Annotated in this window: 15 protein-coding genes and 1 riboswitch; of the genes, 5 read left to right on the plus strand and 10 right to left on the minus strand. The window is 58.5% G+C overall.

The window, feature by feature from the left end; translation table 11 throughout:
- The first annotated feature begins 694 nt into the window (after window positions 1-694).
- Both GWQ29_RS14785 and GWQ29_RS14790 read left to right on the plus strand, forming a co-directional pair.
- Window positions 695-1,012 (plus strand): hypothetical protein, encoded by a 318-nt coding sequence (locus GWQ29_RS14785; RefSeq protein ID WP_005316246.1) that lies wholly within the window; start codon window positions 695-697, stop codon window positions 1,010-1,012.
- A 2-nt stretch (window positions 1,013-1,014) separates the two neighbouring features.
- Window positions 1,015-1,431 (plus strand): GNAT family N-acetyltransferase, encoded by a 417-nt coding sequence (locus GWQ29_RS14790; RefSeq protein WP_275919735.1) that lies wholly within the window; start codon window positions 1,015-1,017, stop codon window positions 1,429-1,431.
- Between the two features lie 79 nt (window positions 1,432-1,510).
- Here GWQ29_RS14790 and GWQ29_RS14795 read toward each other — a convergent pair whose 3' ends face one another.
- Window positions 1,511-2,092 (minus strand): penicillin-binding protein activator LpoB, encoded by a 582-nt coding sequence (locus GWQ29_RS14795; protein ID WP_256688361.1) that lies wholly within the window; start codon window positions 2,090-2,092, stop codon window positions 1,511-1,513.
- A 221-nt stretch (window positions 2,093-2,313) separates the two neighbouring features.
- Between GWQ29_RS14795 and GWQ29_RS14800 the strand changes: the two genes are divergently transcribed.
- Both GWQ29_RS14800 and GWQ29_RS14805 read left to right on the plus strand, forming a co-directional pair.
- Window positions 2,314-2,949 carry a Vat family streptogramin A O-acetyltransferase gene (locus GWQ29_RS14800; protein WP_345893343.1) on the plus strand — a complete coding sequence of 212 codons (636 nt, stop codon included), beginning with the start codon at window positions 2,314-2,316 and terminating at the stop codon, window positions 2,947-2,949.
- Between the two features lie 211 nt (window positions 2,950-3,160).
- Window positions 3,161-4,603: a hypothetical protein gene (locus tag GWQ29_RS14805; RefSeq protein ID WP_275919737.1), complete on the plus strand. Its 1,443-nt coding sequence runs from the start codon at window positions 3,161-3,163 to the stop codon at window positions 4,601-4,603.
- 519 nt (window positions 4,604-5,122) lie between these two features.
- On the opposite strand, the gene thiH is transcribed toward GWQ29_RS14805, so the two are convergent.
- The 9 genes from thiH to GWQ29_RS14850 all read right to left on the minus strand — a co-directional run bounded on the left by thiH (window position 5,123) and on the right by GWQ29_RS14850 (window position 14,950).
- A complete protein-coding gene (gene thiH, locus GWQ29_RS14810) occupies window positions 5,123-6,391 on the minus strand; it encodes a 2-iminoacetate synthase ThiH (RefSeq protein WP_275919738.1) in 1,269 nt (422 codons plus the stop codon).
- Window positions 6,388-7,155 carry a thiazole synthase gene (locus GWQ29_RS14815; RefSeq protein ID WP_113720759.1) on the minus strand — a complete coding sequence of 256 codons (768 nt, stop codon included), beginning with the start codon at window positions 7,153-7,155 and terminating at the stop codon, window positions 6,388-6,390. Before GWQ29_RS14815 ends, thiH begins: the two co-directional genes overlap by 4 nt.
- 1 nt (window position 7,156) lies before the next feature.
- On the minus strand, window positions 7,157-7,369 hold the full coding sequence (gene thiS / locus GWQ29_RS14820) for a sulfur carrier protein ThiS (RefSeq protein WP_005316276.1): 213 nt from the start codon (window positions 7,367-7,369) through the stop codon (window positions 7,157-7,159).
- On the minus strand, window positions 7,366-8,139 hold the full coding sequence (locus GWQ29_RS14825; RefSeq protein WP_275919739.1) for a HesA/MoeB/ThiF family protein: 774 nt from the start codon (window positions 8,137-8,139) through the stop codon (window positions 7,366-7,368). Before GWQ29_RS14825 ends, thiS begins: the two co-directional genes overlap by 4 nt.
- On the minus strand, window positions 8,129-9,703 hold the full coding sequence (gene thiE, locus GWQ29_RS14830; protein ID WP_275919740.1) for a thiamine phosphate synthase: 1,575 nt from the start codon (window positions 9,701-9,703) through the stop codon (window positions 8,129-8,131). Before thiE ends, GWQ29_RS14825 begins: the two co-directional genes overlap by 11 nt.
- Window positions 9,700-11,706, minus strand: coding sequence for a phosphomethylpyrimidine synthase ThiC (thiC, locus tag GWQ29_RS14835; protein ID WP_169047263.1), 2,007 nt, complete (start codon window positions 11,704-11,706; stop codon window positions 9,700-9,702). The genes thiE and thiC overlap by 4 nt, the downstream gene beginning before the upstream one ends.
- Before the next feature lie 262 nt (window positions 11,707-11,968).
- A riboswitch (TPP riboswitch) is annotated at window positions 11,969-12,082 on the minus strand.
- 105 nt (window positions 12,083-12,187) lie between these two features.
- Window positions 12,188-13,666, minus strand: a complete 1,479-nt coding sequence (aerA, locus tag GWQ29_RS14840; RefSeq protein WP_169047262.1) for a beta-barrel pore-forming toxin aerolysin — start codon at window positions 13,664-13,666, stop codon at window positions 12,188-12,190.
- Window positions 13,667-13,967: 301 nt separating this feature from the next.
- Complete coding sequence (locus GWQ29_RS14845) at window positions 13,968-14,447, minus strand: hypothetical protein (RefSeq protein WP_219591674.1); 480 nt, start codon at window positions 14,445-14,447, stop codon at window positions 13,968-13,970.
- An 86-nt stretch (window positions 14,448-14,533) separates the two neighbouring features.
- A complete protein-coding gene (locus tag GWQ29_RS14850) occupies window positions 14,534-14,950 on the minus strand; it encodes a hypothetical protein (RefSeq protein WP_005316291.1) in 417 nt (138 codons plus the stop codon).
- 90 nt (window positions 14,951-15,040) lie between these two features.
- On the opposite strand from GWQ29_RS14850, the gene GWQ29_RS14855 reads away from it, so the two are divergent.
- Window positions 15,041-15,709: a response regulator transcription factor gene (locus GWQ29_RS14855; RefSeq protein ID WP_005316294.1), complete on the plus strand. Its 669-nt coding sequence runs from the start codon at window positions 15,041-15,043 to the stop codon at window positions 15,707-15,709.
- Window positions 15,710-15,739: the final 30 nt, after the last annotated feature.

Raw genomic sequence — 15,739 nt, forward strand, 5'->3', positions numbered from 1 at the left:
AGACTGAATTATTCTTTTCAGCAATAGCTATACTCATTGCGATATACACCTTATTTGTCTGTCACATTATTTTATTGGCCCGTGTAATAGGCAGGTGATATGTCTGTGCACATCGTACTCATTTTTTAGAAAACACAAACCCGTCAGCGGTCAACAGGACAGCCAATATGAAACGGATATGCCACGCTACCATCGTTGAAAACGCAATCAAGGTCAAGGTTAATAATTCATGACTGTTTGAATAACTTTGTTTGAAATGAAAACAGAATGTGTCATTTCGACCAGAATACAACCGCTTGATTCCAGAATCATAACATCACGGCAAACCATACATTAATCAGTCGATCATATAAACATGACCAACAATCCATCTGGTAATATCAAAAATATAGATAATGGTTTTGTGAAAATAATTATGCCGCCTTCTGAATTAATTGACTTGAACAATAACAAGACTGCGTTCTGAATATCCTTCACCCCGGCAAGCAGGGCCTGCGGATTGTGATGCGGGGCCGAGCACTGTCCCCGGAGAAGCCGATCCCGCTCACACTGCGCACAGGCAAGTGATTGTTTCGCTGGGGCAGTTCCTTTAGGCTGACCATCTTGAGTCTATTGCCACCCCATCAGCCGCCCAGGGACGCCAGCTCAGCGCCAGCAAGCGAGGACGGCCGTCAACCGGAGAAGGATTATCCAGATGAAGAGAACCATAGTCACCGCCAAATTCGATGCCGTGAGCCTGGAGGGCGAACAGGTGACCCTGAAAATTGCCATCGGCGCACCGCAACCCGACCCCAAATCCACCAGTGGCGACTATCGCTGCAAAGTGAAGCTGGCCGGGCTTGGCGACAAGACCTTTATCCATGGCATAGACGCCTTGCAGGCCCTGAGCCTGGCCCTGAAATTTGTCGAAAGTGAGCTGCGCGCTTTCTCCGACGCCGGCTGGCACTTCTATCTGCCCGGCTGCCCGGATCAGCCCGTCGATATCGCCGCCTGCTATTTTCCAGAGATTTGACAATGCAACTGACTGCCCCTCAACCGCCAGACACAGCAGAGTTCGACGCCCTACGCTGCGGCCTGAATCAATTCAATGAAACCATCACAGGCCCATTAACCCGTGAGCGAATTGCCAGCTTTATCAAGGATGAAGAGGGCCTGGTGCTGGGGGGGATTCTCGGCGAGATAAAATGGGGCTGGCTGCACATAGAAGGGCTCTGGGTCGAGGACGCCATGCGCCGCGACGGTTGGGGCGCCCGCCTGCTCGCCACCATGGAGCAATATGCCAGCGACAAGGGCATCACCAAGGTTCATCTGGAAACCAGCAGCTTCCAGGCCCTGCCCTTCTACCAGAAGCAGGGTTACACCGTCTTTGGCGAACTGCCGGATATGCCGCCTGGGCATATCACCTATTTTCTGAAGAAGACGGGGCAGTAACAGTCGCAGTCATGGTCATGGTCATGGTCATGGTAACAAGAGGGTTGAATGCAATGGCAATCAACCCTCCTTGACATGTTTAGTGGCTGGCGGAGCGGCTGCCGTTCCAGAGCAGCTCGCCACTGCGCAGCTCCATCAGGCTCATGGTGAGCCGATAGCGACTCCCCTCGGACACCAGATCCCCATAGAGCATGTAACCGGCCCCAGTCTGGCGGCCAAGCCGCACCAAGGATGCCGGATTCATTCTCCCCTGCTGATACTCGAGCTGCCCCGTGATGGCGGCCACCTGACCGGGATCGACGAAGCGAAAACCGCTCTTGGACTGGATCCGCTTGCTCATGGCCGCCGCCATTGTGCTGGTATCTAGCTCGTCATTGGTACCGTCTCGGGGCGGGGTAAGCAGCAGCACGGCATTGCCACTCTGTGCCAGCTCCCGCACCTCGGGGGCCTGCACGAAGGCATCCGCCATGGAAAGCGCCAGCCCGGTCGGGGCCACCGGCTTGGGTAGCGGCGCCCCGGCATCCGGCTTGGTCACTGGTTTTTCTGGCTGGATCACAGGCTGATCCGGCTCGGTGACAGGCGCCGGAGTTCCGCCATAGGGATTGATACTACAACCGCCCAGGAGCAGGACCCCCACCATCAACAAGGAACGCATATTCATCATCTCTTCTCTCCGCCATCAGTCCGTGGAACGGACTTCGTCAAAAGCCCGTGACGGAGCCCAGGCCCCGCATCAGCTCCATGCTAGAGACAAACCCGCCCCGGGTCGATGCGCACATAACGACGGGGCGACAAAGGCTGGCGAGTGCACCACCACAAAAAGGTGGCATGCCATCATCAACTTCCTTTACGGTAGTGTGCCAACAGATTCGAAAGGAGAGCATCTTGCACGGACCCGATCCCGCCAACCCCCACCCCATGAAAGGCTTCCCCCAGGTGTGCTTTATCAAGAACACCATCAAGGGTCCCAATATCGAGGTGGGCGACTACAGCTATTACGACGACCCGGAAGACTCGGCAGGCTTTGAGCGCAACGTCCTCTATCACTTCCCCTTCATCGGCGACCGGCTCATCATCGGCAAGTTCTGCGCCATCGCCCGCGGGGTCAAGTTCATCATGAACGGCGCCAACCACCAGAGCTCCGGCTTCTCCACCTACCCCTTCTTTATCTTCGGCAACGGCTGGGAGAGCGCCGCCCCCGCACCGGGCACCCTTCCCTACAAGGGAGACACCCTCATCGGCAACGATGTCTGGATAGGCTATGAGGCCCTGATCATGCCTGGGGTCAAGGTCGGCAACGGCGCCATTATCGCCGCCCGCTCAGTGGTCACCACTGACGTGCCCGCCTATGCCGTGGTCGGCGGCAACCCCGCCAAGCTGATCCGCTACCGCTTTGACGACGATACCATAGCCCGCCTCAACGCCCTCGCCTGGTGGGACTGGCCGGTGGAGCAGATCAGCCGGAACTTAAAGCTGATTAGCTGCGGGGAGATCGAGGAGTTGGAGAGAGTGGGGTAATCCGAGTCTCTCGAGGAAGCAAAGACTCTAGTTACAGGCCGTATCTGCCATGCAGACTGGAGCATAGAGAGACTGCGACATATCACACTTTCAGACAGTAGGGCTTCATATAATACCCATCTAGAGGTACACTGATTTACAAGTTAGTGTGGGCATCTCAATGGCCCGAAGATACCATATCCATACAAAGCTACCTCTTATAGGGATATATATGAATTTCACGCAAGAAAATATTGCACAATTATTCGGACATGAGGCTGCAGAAGACGAAGATATAGAAAGACTTAATGCCTATTATTTTAAGAGCAAGGTATACGAACAAGTTTATAACGACCTTCCAATTAGGATCCTTGTGGGCCACAAAGGAATTGGAAAATCTGCTTTATTTCATGTTGCAATGTCAGAACAGTACCAAGAGAAAAAATTAGCTATATTGATCAAACCAGATGATATTGCTGGAATTAGTGAGGGTGAGTCAGATTTTTTAAAAATGATTCGAGTATGGAAGGATGGAATATCAGAAATAATATCTAGAAAAGTTCTCGCCTCTGTTGGAATGTTATCTGATGGCTGGACAAATAAGCTCGGGCAATATGGCGGGCAATTTATAAACTTCCTTCAGTCTACAATTAAAGCAGGCGAACATATAGACTTGGGGGAAACTCAAGAGTTAATAATAAAAAACTTTCTAAAAAGCGGAACGATATTCGTTTATTTAGATGACCTTGACCGTGGTTGGCAGGGGACTGGATCTGATATCAGAAAAGTATCAGCCCTTCTAAATGCAATACGAGATCTAGCATCAGAATGTAAAGGAGTGAAATTTAGAGTCAGTTTGCGCACTGATGTATACTACTTAGTCAGAACATCTGATGAATCAACTGACAAAATCGAAGGATCTGTTGTTTGGTTCTCTTGGAACAATCATGAAATCCTAGCTCTTCTAGTTAAGAGAGTTAACCAATACTTTGGCTTGGATTCTTCTACGGAAGAATTAATGAAATTAGAACAGAAGGTTCTGGCTCATCATTTAGATCGTGTGCTCGAACCTGTTTTTAATGGGAAAGGAAAGTGGGAGTCTATTCCAACCTATAGGATGTTGATGTCCCTAATAAGAAAGAGACCGCGAGATCTAGTTAAACTTTGCACTTTAGCGGCCAAAAATGCCAGCAATGAGAGTAATAACTTAATTGGAACAAAGGACTTCAACAGCATTTTTGAAGAATACTCACAGGGGCGCTTGCAAGATACCATAAATGAATACCGCTCAGAGCTTCCAGATATAGAGAAGTTACTTTTTGGGATGAAACCATCGAGAGAAGAAAAAAGGCAAAATAGTGGGTATATATATACAACTTCAGCTCTTCTCAAAAAAATAGAAAATATACAAAACAATCATAACTTTCGTTTCTTCGGTAAAGACAGGAAGGCTGACAATAAAGAACTTGCAGCCTTCCTATACAAAATAAATTTCTTGACTGCGCGTAAAGAAAACAATGGGTTCATTGATAGAAAATATTTTGAAGAAAGTCGTTATCTATCACATAAATTCGTTGATTTTGGTTTTGATTGGGAAATTCACCCTGCTTATCGATGGGCCCTTCAACCAGATTCACTAACAGATGTTTTTGATAATTTACTCCCTAGCGAATAAGTTATATAAATAGTTATTTTGGGGCCACCAGCACGGCAAGGAAAACCACAGCGGATCCGATAATAATATTTTCACCTCAAGCAAAGGCGGTCACGGTATTGTTTCCCCCCCTTATTTGCTGAGGCGAACCCGCTTGTCCAGGCCGCGAGACAGGATGTCGAGCGAGCGGCGCCGGGCCATGGATGGCCCGTCGGCGCGTGCCGTCGGACAAGCGGGTGAGCCGAAGGCACCCGACGTAAGTCGGGCGAATAAGTGGGGGAGAAGACCTTTGGTGACTTTGGGTCTTTCCAAAGTCACTCGCCCCAGCCCGAAGGGCGGGCGAAACCCCGTCGAGGCCAGCGGCCTCGTGTCCTGCTCGGCGTAGCCGAGCCATCCACAATCCCCAAAAACTACAAAGCGGACGATTGCGCCTGACGGCTAATCGACCCTACGATTGCACGGCGCAGCCGTGCCTGCTCGCCACAGGCACGGAGTCTGGCTGGACGCCCGGATGCCACCGGCAAAGGGGCCTGGCCGCCCCTATCGGCCCAAAAACGGTTCCCAATCCTTGAACACCGGCTGCAACCCCGCCTGCCTGACGGCATCGGCGACCTCACCCAGCGGGCGAGCATCGTGGATGGCAAACTGCTCCAGCTCCTCCTTGTCCCCTTCGGCATAGCCGCCCGGCTGGGTGCGCGATTCCGCCGACATCTGGGTGATGCCAAGGCGCAGGGCACCGTTGCGAAACGCAGGGGATTCCCGGGTCGAGAGCGACAACTCCAGGGTCGGCGAGAAGAGACGCCAGGCGCAGATAAGCTGCACCAGCTGCCTGTCCGACATCACCACCTCGGGCTGCAGGCCACCGGTGCAGGGGCGCAGGCGCGGGAAGGATAGCGAATAGCGGCTCTGCCAGTGGTGACGTTCCATCCAGGCCAAGTGTTCGGCCACAAAATAGCTGTCGGCGCGCCAATCCGAAGAGAGGCCAATCAGCGCCCCCAGCCCTATCTTGTCGATGCCGGCCCGCCCCAGCCGCTCCGGGGTGGCGAGCCGCCAGTCGATATCCTGCTTGTTGCCGCGCAGGTGATGGCGGGCGTAACTGGGGGCGTGATAGGTCTCCTGATAGACCATGACGGCATCCAGCCCCAAGGTTTTGAGCTCGGCGTAATCGGCCTGCGACAGTGGCTGTACCTCCATCGCCAAGGCGCTGAAATGGCGGCGGATCTGCGGCAGGTGCTCACGAAAATAGGCCATGCCCACCTTGCTCTCGTGCTCGCCGGTCACCAGCAACACGCTGTCGAAACCGCGCGCCTTGATGGCCAGGCACTCGCGCTCAATTTCCTCGGTATTCAGCGTCTTGCGCTTCAAGCGGTTGCTCATGGAGAAACCGCAGTAGGAGCAGTCGTTGGCACAGAGGTTCGACAGATAGAGGGGCACATAGAAGCCGATGGTGTTGCCAAAACGCTGGCGGGTGAGGCGCTCGGCCTCAGCCGCCATCTGCGGCAAAAACGCCTCGGCGGCTGGCGAGATAAGCGCCATAAAGTCCTGCAAACTGCGGCGCGGATTGGTCAACGCCCGCTCCACATCCCGGGTGGTCTTGGCGCGGATCTGCATGCCGATATCATCCCACTCCAGCTCGCGCCAGCGATCGGCAAAACCAACCCCCCTCCCGGCCTCCCCCTTGGGAGGGGGAGGAGCGCAGGGCTCGCCCCATTCAAGCGCCGGGTCAGCCTCTTCCCTCACCCCCAGCCCCTCTCCCAATCGGAGCCGGGCGCATACAGACGCCACATCTTGCCCCATGCCCTGAGTCATAGCGCCTCCAGAAAGTCGGTGAGCGGGCTGGAGGCGCTGGCTTGCAGGCCGCGCGCGCCGAGGCCCGCCTCATAGGCGCTGCGACCAGCCTCACAGGCCAGCGCGAAGGCGCGGCCCATGGCGACCGGATCCCGACTCACGGCGATGGCGGTGTTCACCAGCACGGCGTCGGCGCCCAGCTCAAAGGCGGCGGCGGCGTGACTCGGCGCACCTATCCCCGCATCCACCACTACGGGCACCCGCGCCTGTTCGATGATGATGGCGAGGAAATCCCGGGTCACCAGCCCCTGATTGGAGCCGATGGGGGCTCCGAGCGGCATGACGGCGGCGCAGCCCACCTCTTCCAGCCGCTTGCAGAGCACGGGATCGGCCCCGCAGTAAGGCAGCACCACGAAACCCTCTTTCACCAGCTGTTCGGCGGCCTTGAGGGTCTCTATGGGATCGGGCAGCAAGTACTTGGGATCGGGGTGGATCTCCAGCTTCAACCAGTTTGTACCGAGCGCCTCCCGGGCCAGATGGGCGGCAAACACCGCCTCGGCGGCCGTCTTGGCGCCCGAGGTGTTGGGCAGCAGCTTGACCCCGAGTGCCAGCAGCGGAGTGAGGATATCGTCGTGGCGCTTGCCGGGTTCGAGGCGCTTGATGGCCATGGTCACCAGCCGGGAGCCGCTTGCTTCGATGGCGGCCGCCATCAGATCCGGGCGGGCAAACTTGCCGGTGCCGGTAAAGAGGCGGGACGAAAATTCATGGTCGGCTATGGTCAGCATCTCAGCCTCCGGCGATGGCAGTGAAAAGGTGGAGTTCATCCCCGTCATTGAGTCGGGTATCTGGCCAACGGCTGCGGGGCAGCACGGCGCCGTTGAGGGCCACCGCCACCCCCTGCGGGGCAACCTCGCGGGCCGCCAGCAGCTCGGCCACGCAGATCTGGCTATCCGGGCTGGTCGTCAGCACCAGCTCGCTGTCGTTCAATCTGATCTTCATTGCGCATCCTCCATGGGATTGGCAAAGGTAGAGGCGCCGCACACGGAACAGGCGGGATCGGGGGACAACCCCAGGGTCTGCCACTCGTGGGTCAGGGCATCGAAACGGCGCAGGGTGCCCGCCACCGGACTGGGCTTGCCCAGCAGCAGACGCAAGGCTTCCAGCGCCTGCAAGGCGCCCATCACCCCCACCAATGGGCCTGCAACGCCGCTGCTCTGGCAGCTCTCCGTGATGCGGGTATCCAGCGGATAGAGGCAGGCGTAGCAGGCGTGCTCGGGGGCGGTTCGCACCATCAGCTGACCCTGCCAGCCGACGGCGGCGGCCGAGATCCAGGGCTTGTGCTGAGCCACACAGACGGCGTTGATGGCGTGGCGACTGGCCAGGTTGTCGCAGCAGTCGACAACCAGATCCACCTCGGCCACGAAGGCGGGCAGGCTCTGCTCATCGAGCCGCTGATTGATGGCGATAAGCTCCACATGGGGGTTGTGGGCCGCCAGCCGCTCCCGGGCCAGCTCGGCCTTGGAGTGATTGACCGCATCAGCATCGAACAGGATCTGGCGCGGCAGGTTGCTGGAATCCACCACGTCGCCGTCGGCGAGCCACAAGGTGCCCACCCCGGCTCCGGCCAGATAGAGCGCCAGCGGCGAGCCGAGCCCGCCGAGGCCGACGATCAGCACGGATGCCTCTTTCAGCCTCGCCTGCCCCGCCTCGCCGATTTCGCTCAGCATCAGTTGCCTGCCGTAGCGCAGGTATTCCGCATCAGAGAGCATGATCGGCCTCCTGCTGCGTGATGGCCTGATGAATAAGCGCCGAGCAGGGCTCATCCCCCGATCCCACGGCCGCCAGCAGCCGCTCGGTCGCCCCCTGCCAGTCATCGCTTGCCGTGATCGCCGACACCAGGGCAATGCTGCCCACCCCGCTTGCCAGCACCGCCGCAATGCGATCCTCGCCGATGCCGCCGATGGCGACCGTCGGCCAGTCGCACATGAGTACACGATAGCGTTGCAGTCGCACCAGCCCCTGCGGGCGGGACGGCATCTGCTTGGTGTTGGTGGGGAATATATGACCCAGGGCTATATAGGACGGAGCCAGTTCGCGGGCCCGCATCAGCTCGAAGTAGCCGTGGGTGGAGATGCCGAGGCGCAGGCCGGCGGCCTGGATGGCGGCGAGATCCGCCGTCTCCATGTCCTCCTGTCCCAGATGCACGCCATAGGCACCGGCGACTATGGCCTGCTGCCAGTAGTCGTTGATAAAGAGCCGCGCACCAAAGCGGCGACCCAGCGCTACCGCCTCGGCAATGGCTGGTGCCACCTGGGCGGCGGGCAGGTTCTTGATGCGCAGCTGGAGGGTCTTGACCCCGGCTCCCAGCAGACGCCTGAGCCACTTGACCGAATCCACCACAGGATAGAGGCCGAGCCGATGTTCGGTTTGGGCGAAGGGGCCATCCGGCAGGCGAGCCTCGCTGGCGGGATAGAGACCAAAGCGGCGATCGAGATTCGACCCCGCCAATACGGCGCGGGGGAAGTGGGCAAGATCCGCTGGCCAGCCGAGATGAGCGATGGGGCCTGGACCGGCCCCCACCCCTTGCGCCCCAGCCAACCCCTGTTGCAGGTAGGCACGCGCCAGCGTGATGGCGTCATCGACCGGGTGATCCTGCGCCACCACGGCGGCGATGGCGCTGGCATAACAGCAGCCGGTGCCGTGGCCGTGGCGGGTGTCGATACGCGGCGCTCCCAGCCAGAACTCGCGCTGCTCGTCCTGGTAGTAATCGAGGCAGAGCTCTTCGCTCCACCCCAGATGCCCGCCCTTGACCAGCACGGCGCGGGCGCCCAGTTCACGCAATCGCGCCGCCCCCGCCCGCACCAGCTCAGGGCTGCTGGCGGGAATGCCAGTCAGCGCCTCCAGCTCGGGGCCGTTGGGGGTGATAAGCGACAGCCTTGGCAGCAGATGTTCACGCACCGCCGCCAGCATGTTGGCTTCTGCCATGGGGGTGCCAGTGCTGGCGATGGCGACCGGGTCGTAGACCACAAAGGGCGCAGTCAGGGTGTCGAGCCGCCGGGCCAATACCTCCACATGGAGCCGGGTCGGCAGCAGGCCTATCTTGATGGCCGCCGGGGGCAAGTCGACGCCGAGGGCGTCGATCTGGGCGGTGAAAGTCTGCATCAGCACGGGATCGACCATCTTCACCGCCACCGAGTTCTGGGCCGTGATGGCGGTGATGACAGAGCAACCGTGCACGCCGAGATCGTGCAAGGTATGCAGATCGGCCTGAATGCCGGCACCGCCCCCGGAATCTGAACCGGCTATTGTCCAGACGATGGGTCGGCTGTTCATGCCTCCTCCCGCGCCGGTTTGAGGGCCGCCGCCTGATGGTAGAGTTCGCTCCCCTTCTCCTTGAAGGTTTCTGCCATCTGCGCCATGCCGCTCTCAACCTCGGCCACTACCCGCTCCTGCTGGCCATCCATGCCCACCAGTTTCACCTCGACCGCCTCCAGACTGGCCGCGTAGTCGCGCACGTCCTGGGTGATCTTCATGGAGCAGAACTTGGGGCCGCACATGGAGCAGAAGTGCGCCACCTTGCCGGACTCCTGGGGCAGGGTCTCGTCGTGGTAGGCGCGGGCGGTTTCGGGATCCAGCGCCAGATTGAACTGATCCTCCCAGCGGAACTCGAAGCGCGCCTTGGACATGGCGTTGTCGCGGATCTGGGCACCCGGGTGACCCTTGGCCAAGTCAGCGGCATGGGCGGCGATCTTGTAGGTGATGAGGCCCTGCTTCACGTCCTCCTTGTTGGGCAGCCCCAGGTGCTCCTTGGGGGTGACGTAGCAGAGCATGGCGCAGCCGTACCAGCCGATCATGGCGGCGCCTATGCCGGAGGTGAAGTGATCGTAACCGGGAGCTATGTCGGTGGTGAGCGGGCCCAGGGTATAGAAAGGCGCCTCGTGACAATGCTCCAGCTGCTCCGTCATGTTGCGCTCTATCATGTGCATGGGCACATGGCCCGGCCCCTCTATCATCACCTGGACGTCGTACTCCCAGGCGATCTTGGTGAGCTCGCCCAGGGTGCGCAGCTCGGCAAACTGGGCCTCGTCGTTGGCGTCATAGACAGAGCCGGGACGCAGACCGTCTCCAAGCGACAGGGCCACGTCATAGGCGGCGCACAGCTCGCAGATCTCGCGAAAATACTGGTAGAGGAAGTTCTCCTTGTGGTGCGACAGGCACCACTTGGCCATGATGCTGCCGCCGCGGGAGACGATACCGGTGAGGCGCTTGGCGGTCATGGGCACGTAGCGCAGCAAGACGCCGGCGTGAATGGTGAAGTAATCCACCCCCTGCTCGGCCTGTTCGAGCAGGGTATCGCGAAACAGCTCCCAGGTGAGGTCTTCGGCGATACCGTTGGTTTTTTCCAGCGCCTGATAGATGGGCACAGTGCCGATGGGGACAGGGCTGTTGCGCAGGATCCACTCGCGGGTCTCGTGGATGTTGCGACCGGTGGAGAGATCCATGACGGTGTCGGCGCCCCAGCGGGTGGACCACACCAGCTTCTCCACCTCCTCTTCGATGCTGGAGCTGACCGCCGAGTTGCCTATGTTGGCGTTGATCTTCACCAGGAAGTTGCGGCCTATGATCATGGGCTCGGTTTCCGGGTGGTTGATGTTGTTGGGAATGATGGCGCGGCCAGCGGCCACCTCATCGCGCACGAATTCGGGGGTGATGTTCTCGGGCAGGCGGGCACCGAAACCCTGACCCGGATGCTGGCGCAGCAGCAGTTCGGAGCGCACCCGCTCGCGGCCCATGTTCTCGCGGATGGCGATAAATTCCATCTCGGGGGTGACCAGCCCCTGACGGGCATAGTGCAGCTGGGTTACACGGCGGCCCGACTTGGCGCGACGTGGCTTGGGCAAGTTATCGAAGCGCAGGTGATCCAGCCCCTCATCGGCGAGACGCTCCTGGGTGAAGGCGGAGCTGAGATCATCGAGCTCTTCGGTGTCACCGCGCTCCCGCACCCAGCTTTCCCGCAGGCGCGGCAGACCGAGACGCACATCGATGACCGCATGCTCATCACCGTAGGCACCCGAGGTGTCGTAGACGGGGACAGGCTCGTTGGCTTCGAACTGCGGGTTATCCTTGTTGCCCCCCACCAGGGTGTCGGCCAGGGCAATTTCACGCAGCCCAACCCGGATATCGGGGCGAGAACCTTCGATAAAGATGCGGCTGGAGTTGGGATGGGCCATCCCCTTGAGATTGTCGATAAAACGCTGGGCACTGGCACGCTGCTCGCGGCGGCCGACGGGGACTAACTTGGCATTTTCCGGCACGGAAGTTTTTGAGGTAGACATAGCAAAACTCACATTAACTGATTGAAGTTATGGGTGTTTGCTTGTCTGGAGTTCGAGGAGAAGTGATGAACCTGTGGGTGAGGTTTGCATTCAAGAGGGAGCAAAACTGAAGCCTTGGCTTCCTCCTGCGCATCTTCTGTACTCCCCCTGATGGACAAGGCGACAGAACAGAATGGCAGGCTCCCTCTTGTGCGCACAGGCTTGCCGGTCGGATCACTCCTCTCGGCGAGCGGGGAAGCTTGTTCCTCCCCGGCGCGGCAACCCACTGGTTACCCTTGTTTCCCTTCGCAGGTGCTAGCCTGATCAGGTTCCACGGATCCCGAATTAACGGTCTCAGCCTTGCGTCGTTCGACGGTTGGCACTCCGACAAGATGGCGCCAGTATAAGTGGGGAAATGGAAAGCACAAGCCTTTAACAAGACCGACCAGTGCAAACAACAACCGGGCCATGGGCCCGGTTCTCTTACTGCAACACACTGCCATTATTGGTTGGCAGCAGGGGTCACGCTGAGGCTGACATTGTTGAAGCCAAGCCCGGAGAGCTCTTGTGCATCGAGCGGGATCTCCAGTCTCAGACCCTGACCGGCACCCAGGTTGCGCGCACGGCTCGAGTGGCTGGCGGCAGCGACCGGCACGGGAGCGCCGATTTCGATGTTGCCGGCAAACTGGCTCTCGGCACTGAAATCACCTGTGATCCCGGCCCGAACCGGGCGCAGCACCCTGGCCAGGTTATTCTGCATGGTAGGCAGACCGTTCTGCTGTATGGTCCAGTTCCAATCCCACCACTTCACTTCACCCGGGATATAACGCTTGTCCCACTGGTAGCGGATACTGCTGGCCTTGTCCTTGTATGGCCCTATGACGAAGGTGTGGTTCCAGTTCGGGCGGTTGTCCGGATGGGTATACCAGGCGTTGCCGCCCCAGCGCAGGAAACCGCTCAGGGTCAGGTCATAGCTGACATCGGCCTTGAACTCGTAGGGGTAGGAGATATCGGCTTTGTAGAGCTCTATCTTCACCGGGATCTTGGAGTGGGCCGGCACTGTCGGGCGCACGGACTGGGACAAAGAGGTGGTGGTCGAGCCCCCGTTCTGGGAGGCCCAGGACTGGTTGGCAGCAATCTCGATGGAGAGCTCGGTTTCCCCCACCAGCGGCCACTTGAACTTGTTCTTGGTGGTCACCTTCTCGCTCAGGCCATAGGTGTTGGTCTTGGACCAGTTGGTGGCGGTGTCGTAGCGCAGGGTGACGTCATAACCGGATTGAGGGGTGTCGCTGTCGTTGATAGCCCACCCCACCACCGTCTTGACCAGTTGGCGGTCGGACTGGGTCACATCGCCATGCTTGAAACTGTCAGGATCCAGGTTGTAGGCAAAATTGCTCACCTTGATGGAGGTCTTGTCACCACAGCGATAACCGTCGCAGCCACCGTCATTGTTGCCACGGATCACCCAGCCATCGCCATCACGGGTCACATCCATGTCTTCGCCGACATATTGACTGTGATTTCCCCCTACCCAGGCATAACCGAGATAATGGGCCAGATAACTGGTTGGTTTGATGAAATTCGCACTGTCATGTACCAGCCGCCATTGCACATCTACTTCATCACCATCTGGAATATCCAGGGCAGACAGAGTCGGTATTTCCCCGGTTGCAGGATTGGTCGGATAACACCAGGTATTGGAGGCTGAGCCTGGTTTTATTTCACCATTATATCCCGGCCCCATAATGACCCAGCCGTTGGCGAGTCCGCTTATTTGCCATTGTCCCATCATGCCGACAATATTGCTTTTGACGCTCTGCGCCTCTTCTCGATTGACGGGACGATACTTGTCACCACAGACCTCTTGCCCCAATGAAAACAGGCGAAGCTGGTCTGGATAGACGGGCTCTGCCGCTTGCGCCTGTGCCATCAGCAGGCCGGATATGATTAATGACAAGCCAGTTATTTTTAGTTTTTTCATAGCAACCCCAATATATTAAACACTGACATGCATTCACCCGATTTATATATCAACGGGCAGCATGTGAGTATGACAGTACCAGTCGCATTAATTTCATTATGCGATCAAGCCCACACTTTAATATATAAACAAAATTAACCAGAAGATTAATTCAGCACTATTTTATATTGAGCAATATAATATCAGAGTATGCACTCTATTATTTTATTCGTCACTTAATCATATTTAAGAACATCTTAAAAAAGAGAACTCTAATTTAGCAATTTATATATTCCCCAATTAAGTGAGCAAGGCCTCGCCATTATTTCGGCTCATCCTCCGGATTCGGGATCAGTATCTCGGTCACGCGGCCCGTCTCGTCACGGGTCAGCACCAGGGTACGCCCCGGTTGCAGATCGGCGGGGCTGCCGTTGAGCCAGCGGGTACCGGCATCAAATGTCATTGTGCCCAGCCCCTGCAATTGCAGCGCATGGCCCGTCACGGCGAGCAAGGTTCCCTCCGCCCGGCGCCACTGGGCAGCCGGTTCTGACTCAGGCGCGTGTTCATGAAGGCGAATATGTTCGGCGACGCCGTTGCGACTCAGGATGGCGAGCTTCATGCCGGGTTTGAGGTCGGAAAACTGACGCACCCCGGCCAGTGCGGCGCTGCCAAGCTCCAGCTCGGCCCCTTGAAATTGCAGCCGAATGCCATCGTTGTGTTCCAGCTCCACCTGCCAGAGCTCGCCATCGACGGCAAGGGTGCAGAACGGCAGAGCCAGCAGCAGGAGGGAGGTGCGTGTCATGACAGAAGGCCCATGGTCAAACCCTGATGAGGTTTAACTATGGGCCTGGGCGGGCAATTTTTCCGGTCGCCAGATGCACCTGCTGCTCAATCATCCTGGCGGCAACGGCTCAACCGCATGCCGTCGAACTTGCACTCCAGCTCCAGCCAGCGCCCTTCGAAGGGAGCCAGGCTGTTATCCGAGGTGACATAGCCCCAGATCCGTCCTTGCGCCACCGGTCCCTCCAGCTCCATCTCGTCCTCTTCGTCCAGCGCCTCCACCTCGCGGATCACCCTCAGCCCCTCCTCAACCACCCCTTCCAGATCGACCCAGCGGCCACCGAGATCGTCCTCGCTCAGCCCATCCTTGAAGCGGGTCCCTTCGTCGAGCACGAAGGGGATGCCGTTGACCATCAGCTGGCCCAGTTGCCAGGTGGTGCGGCCGGTCAACTTGAACTCGGCCGACTGCGCAGTGCCAAGTGGCAACAATATAAACAGCAGCAGAGCGCACAGAGACTTCTTCATCAGGGATCCTCGGGGTTACACTGCCACACAGGATGCCTCGTCCAGTGTGAGATGACCGTGAAATATCGGTCAAAACCAGGAGATCAAAACATGAAAATACTGGTGGTGGAAGACAATCCCCAGGTAGCGGAAACCATCATGGATTACCTGGAGCTGGCCGGGCACAGACTGGACTGCGCCTATCACGGTCAGGCTGCCCTGCAACTGCTGGCCGAGCAGCGCTTCGACGTCATCATCATGGATGTCATGATGCCGCGTCTGGATGGCCTCTCCACGGTTGAGCGGCTGCGGGCCGATGGCATAGCAACCCCTGTGCTGTTTCTCACCGCCCGCGACAGTCTGGATGACAAGCTGGCGGGCTTTCGGGCCGGTGGCGATGACTATCTGGTCAAACCGTTCGCCATGGAGGAGCTGGAAGTGCGGCTGCAGGCGCTGGCCCTGCGTGGCCCCCGCAGCGACATGGGGGCCCTCAGCGTGGGCGAGCTGACCCTGGATCCCGCCAGTGGCCGCGCCACCCGTGCCGGAGTCGAGCTCAAGCTCGGCAAGATCCCGTTCCAGATCCTCACCCTGCTGGTGCGCCGCGCCCCCCATCTGGTGAGCCGGCAAGAAGTGCTGGAGACAGTCTGGGGGGACGAGGAGCCTGACTCCGACGCCCTGCGCAGCCACATCTATGCCCTGCGCAACGCCCTCGACAAACCCTTCCCTACCCCCATGCTGGAAACCCTCCACGGTCAGGGCTACCGACTGGTGACATCATGACCACACCCGGAGGCCATGACAGACCAGAGA

It is taken from the genome of Aeromonas sp. 2HA2, assembly GCF_029237345.1.
In the GTDB taxonomy this organism is placed as follows: Bacteria; Pseudomonadota; Gammaproteobacteria; order Enterobacterales; family Aeromonadaceae; genus Aeromonas; species Aeromonas salmonicida.

Coding starts and splice junctions, on each gene's coding strand:
- GWQ29_RS14790 (WP_275919735.1), top strand. CDS start 1,015: ATGCAACTGACTGCCCCTCAACCGCCAGACACAGCAGAGTTCGACGCC.
- thiC (WP_169047263.1), bottom strand. CDS start 11,706: ATGTCTACCTCAAAAACTTCCGTGCCGGAAAATGCCAAGTTAGTCCCC.
- thiE (WP_275919740.1), bottom strand. CDS start 9,703: ATGAACAGCCGACCCATCGTCTGGACAATAGCCGGTTCAGATTCCGGG.
- GWQ29_RS14855 (WP_005316294.1), top strand. CDS start 15,041: ATGAAAATACTGGTGGTGGAAGACAATCCCCAGGTAGCGGAAACCATC.
- GWQ29_RS14785 (WP_005316246.1), top strand. CDS start 695: ATGAAGAGAACCATAGTCACCGCCAAATTCGATGCCGTGAGCCTGGAG.
- GWQ29_RS14805 (WP_275919737.1), top strand. CDS start 3,161: ATGAATTTCACGCAAGAAAATATTGCACAATTATTCGGACATGAGGCT.
- thiH (WP_275919738.1), bottom strand. CDS start 6,391: ATGACTCAGGGCATGGGGCAAGATGTGGCGTCTGTATGCGCCCGGCTC.
- GWQ29_RS14845 (WP_219591674.1), bottom strand. CDS start 14,447: ATGACACGCACCTCCCTCCTGCTGCTGGCTCTGCCGTTCTGCACCCTT.
- GWQ29_RS14815 (WP_113720759.1), bottom strand. CDS start 7,155: ATGCTGACCATAGCCGACCATGAATTTTCGTCCCGCCTCTTTACCGGC.
- GWQ29_RS14825 (WP_275919739.1), bottom strand. CDS start 8,139: ATGCTCTCTGATGCGGAATACCTGCGCTACGGCAGGCAACTGATGCTG.
- aerA (WP_169047262.1), bottom strand. CDS start 13,666: ATGAAAAAACTAAAAATAACTGGCTTGTCATTAATCATATCCGGCCTG.
- GWQ29_RS14795 (WP_256688361.1), bottom strand. CDS start 2,092: ATGAATATGCGTTCCTTGTTGATGGTGGGGGTCCTGCTCCTGGGCGGT.
- thiS (WP_005316276.1), bottom strand. CDS start 7,369: ATGAAGATCAGATTGAACGACAGCGAGCTGGTGCTGACGACCAGCCCG.
- GWQ29_RS14850 (WP_005316291.1), bottom strand. CDS start 14,950: ATGAAGAAGTCTCTGTGCGCTCTGCTGCTGTTTATATTGTTGCCACTT.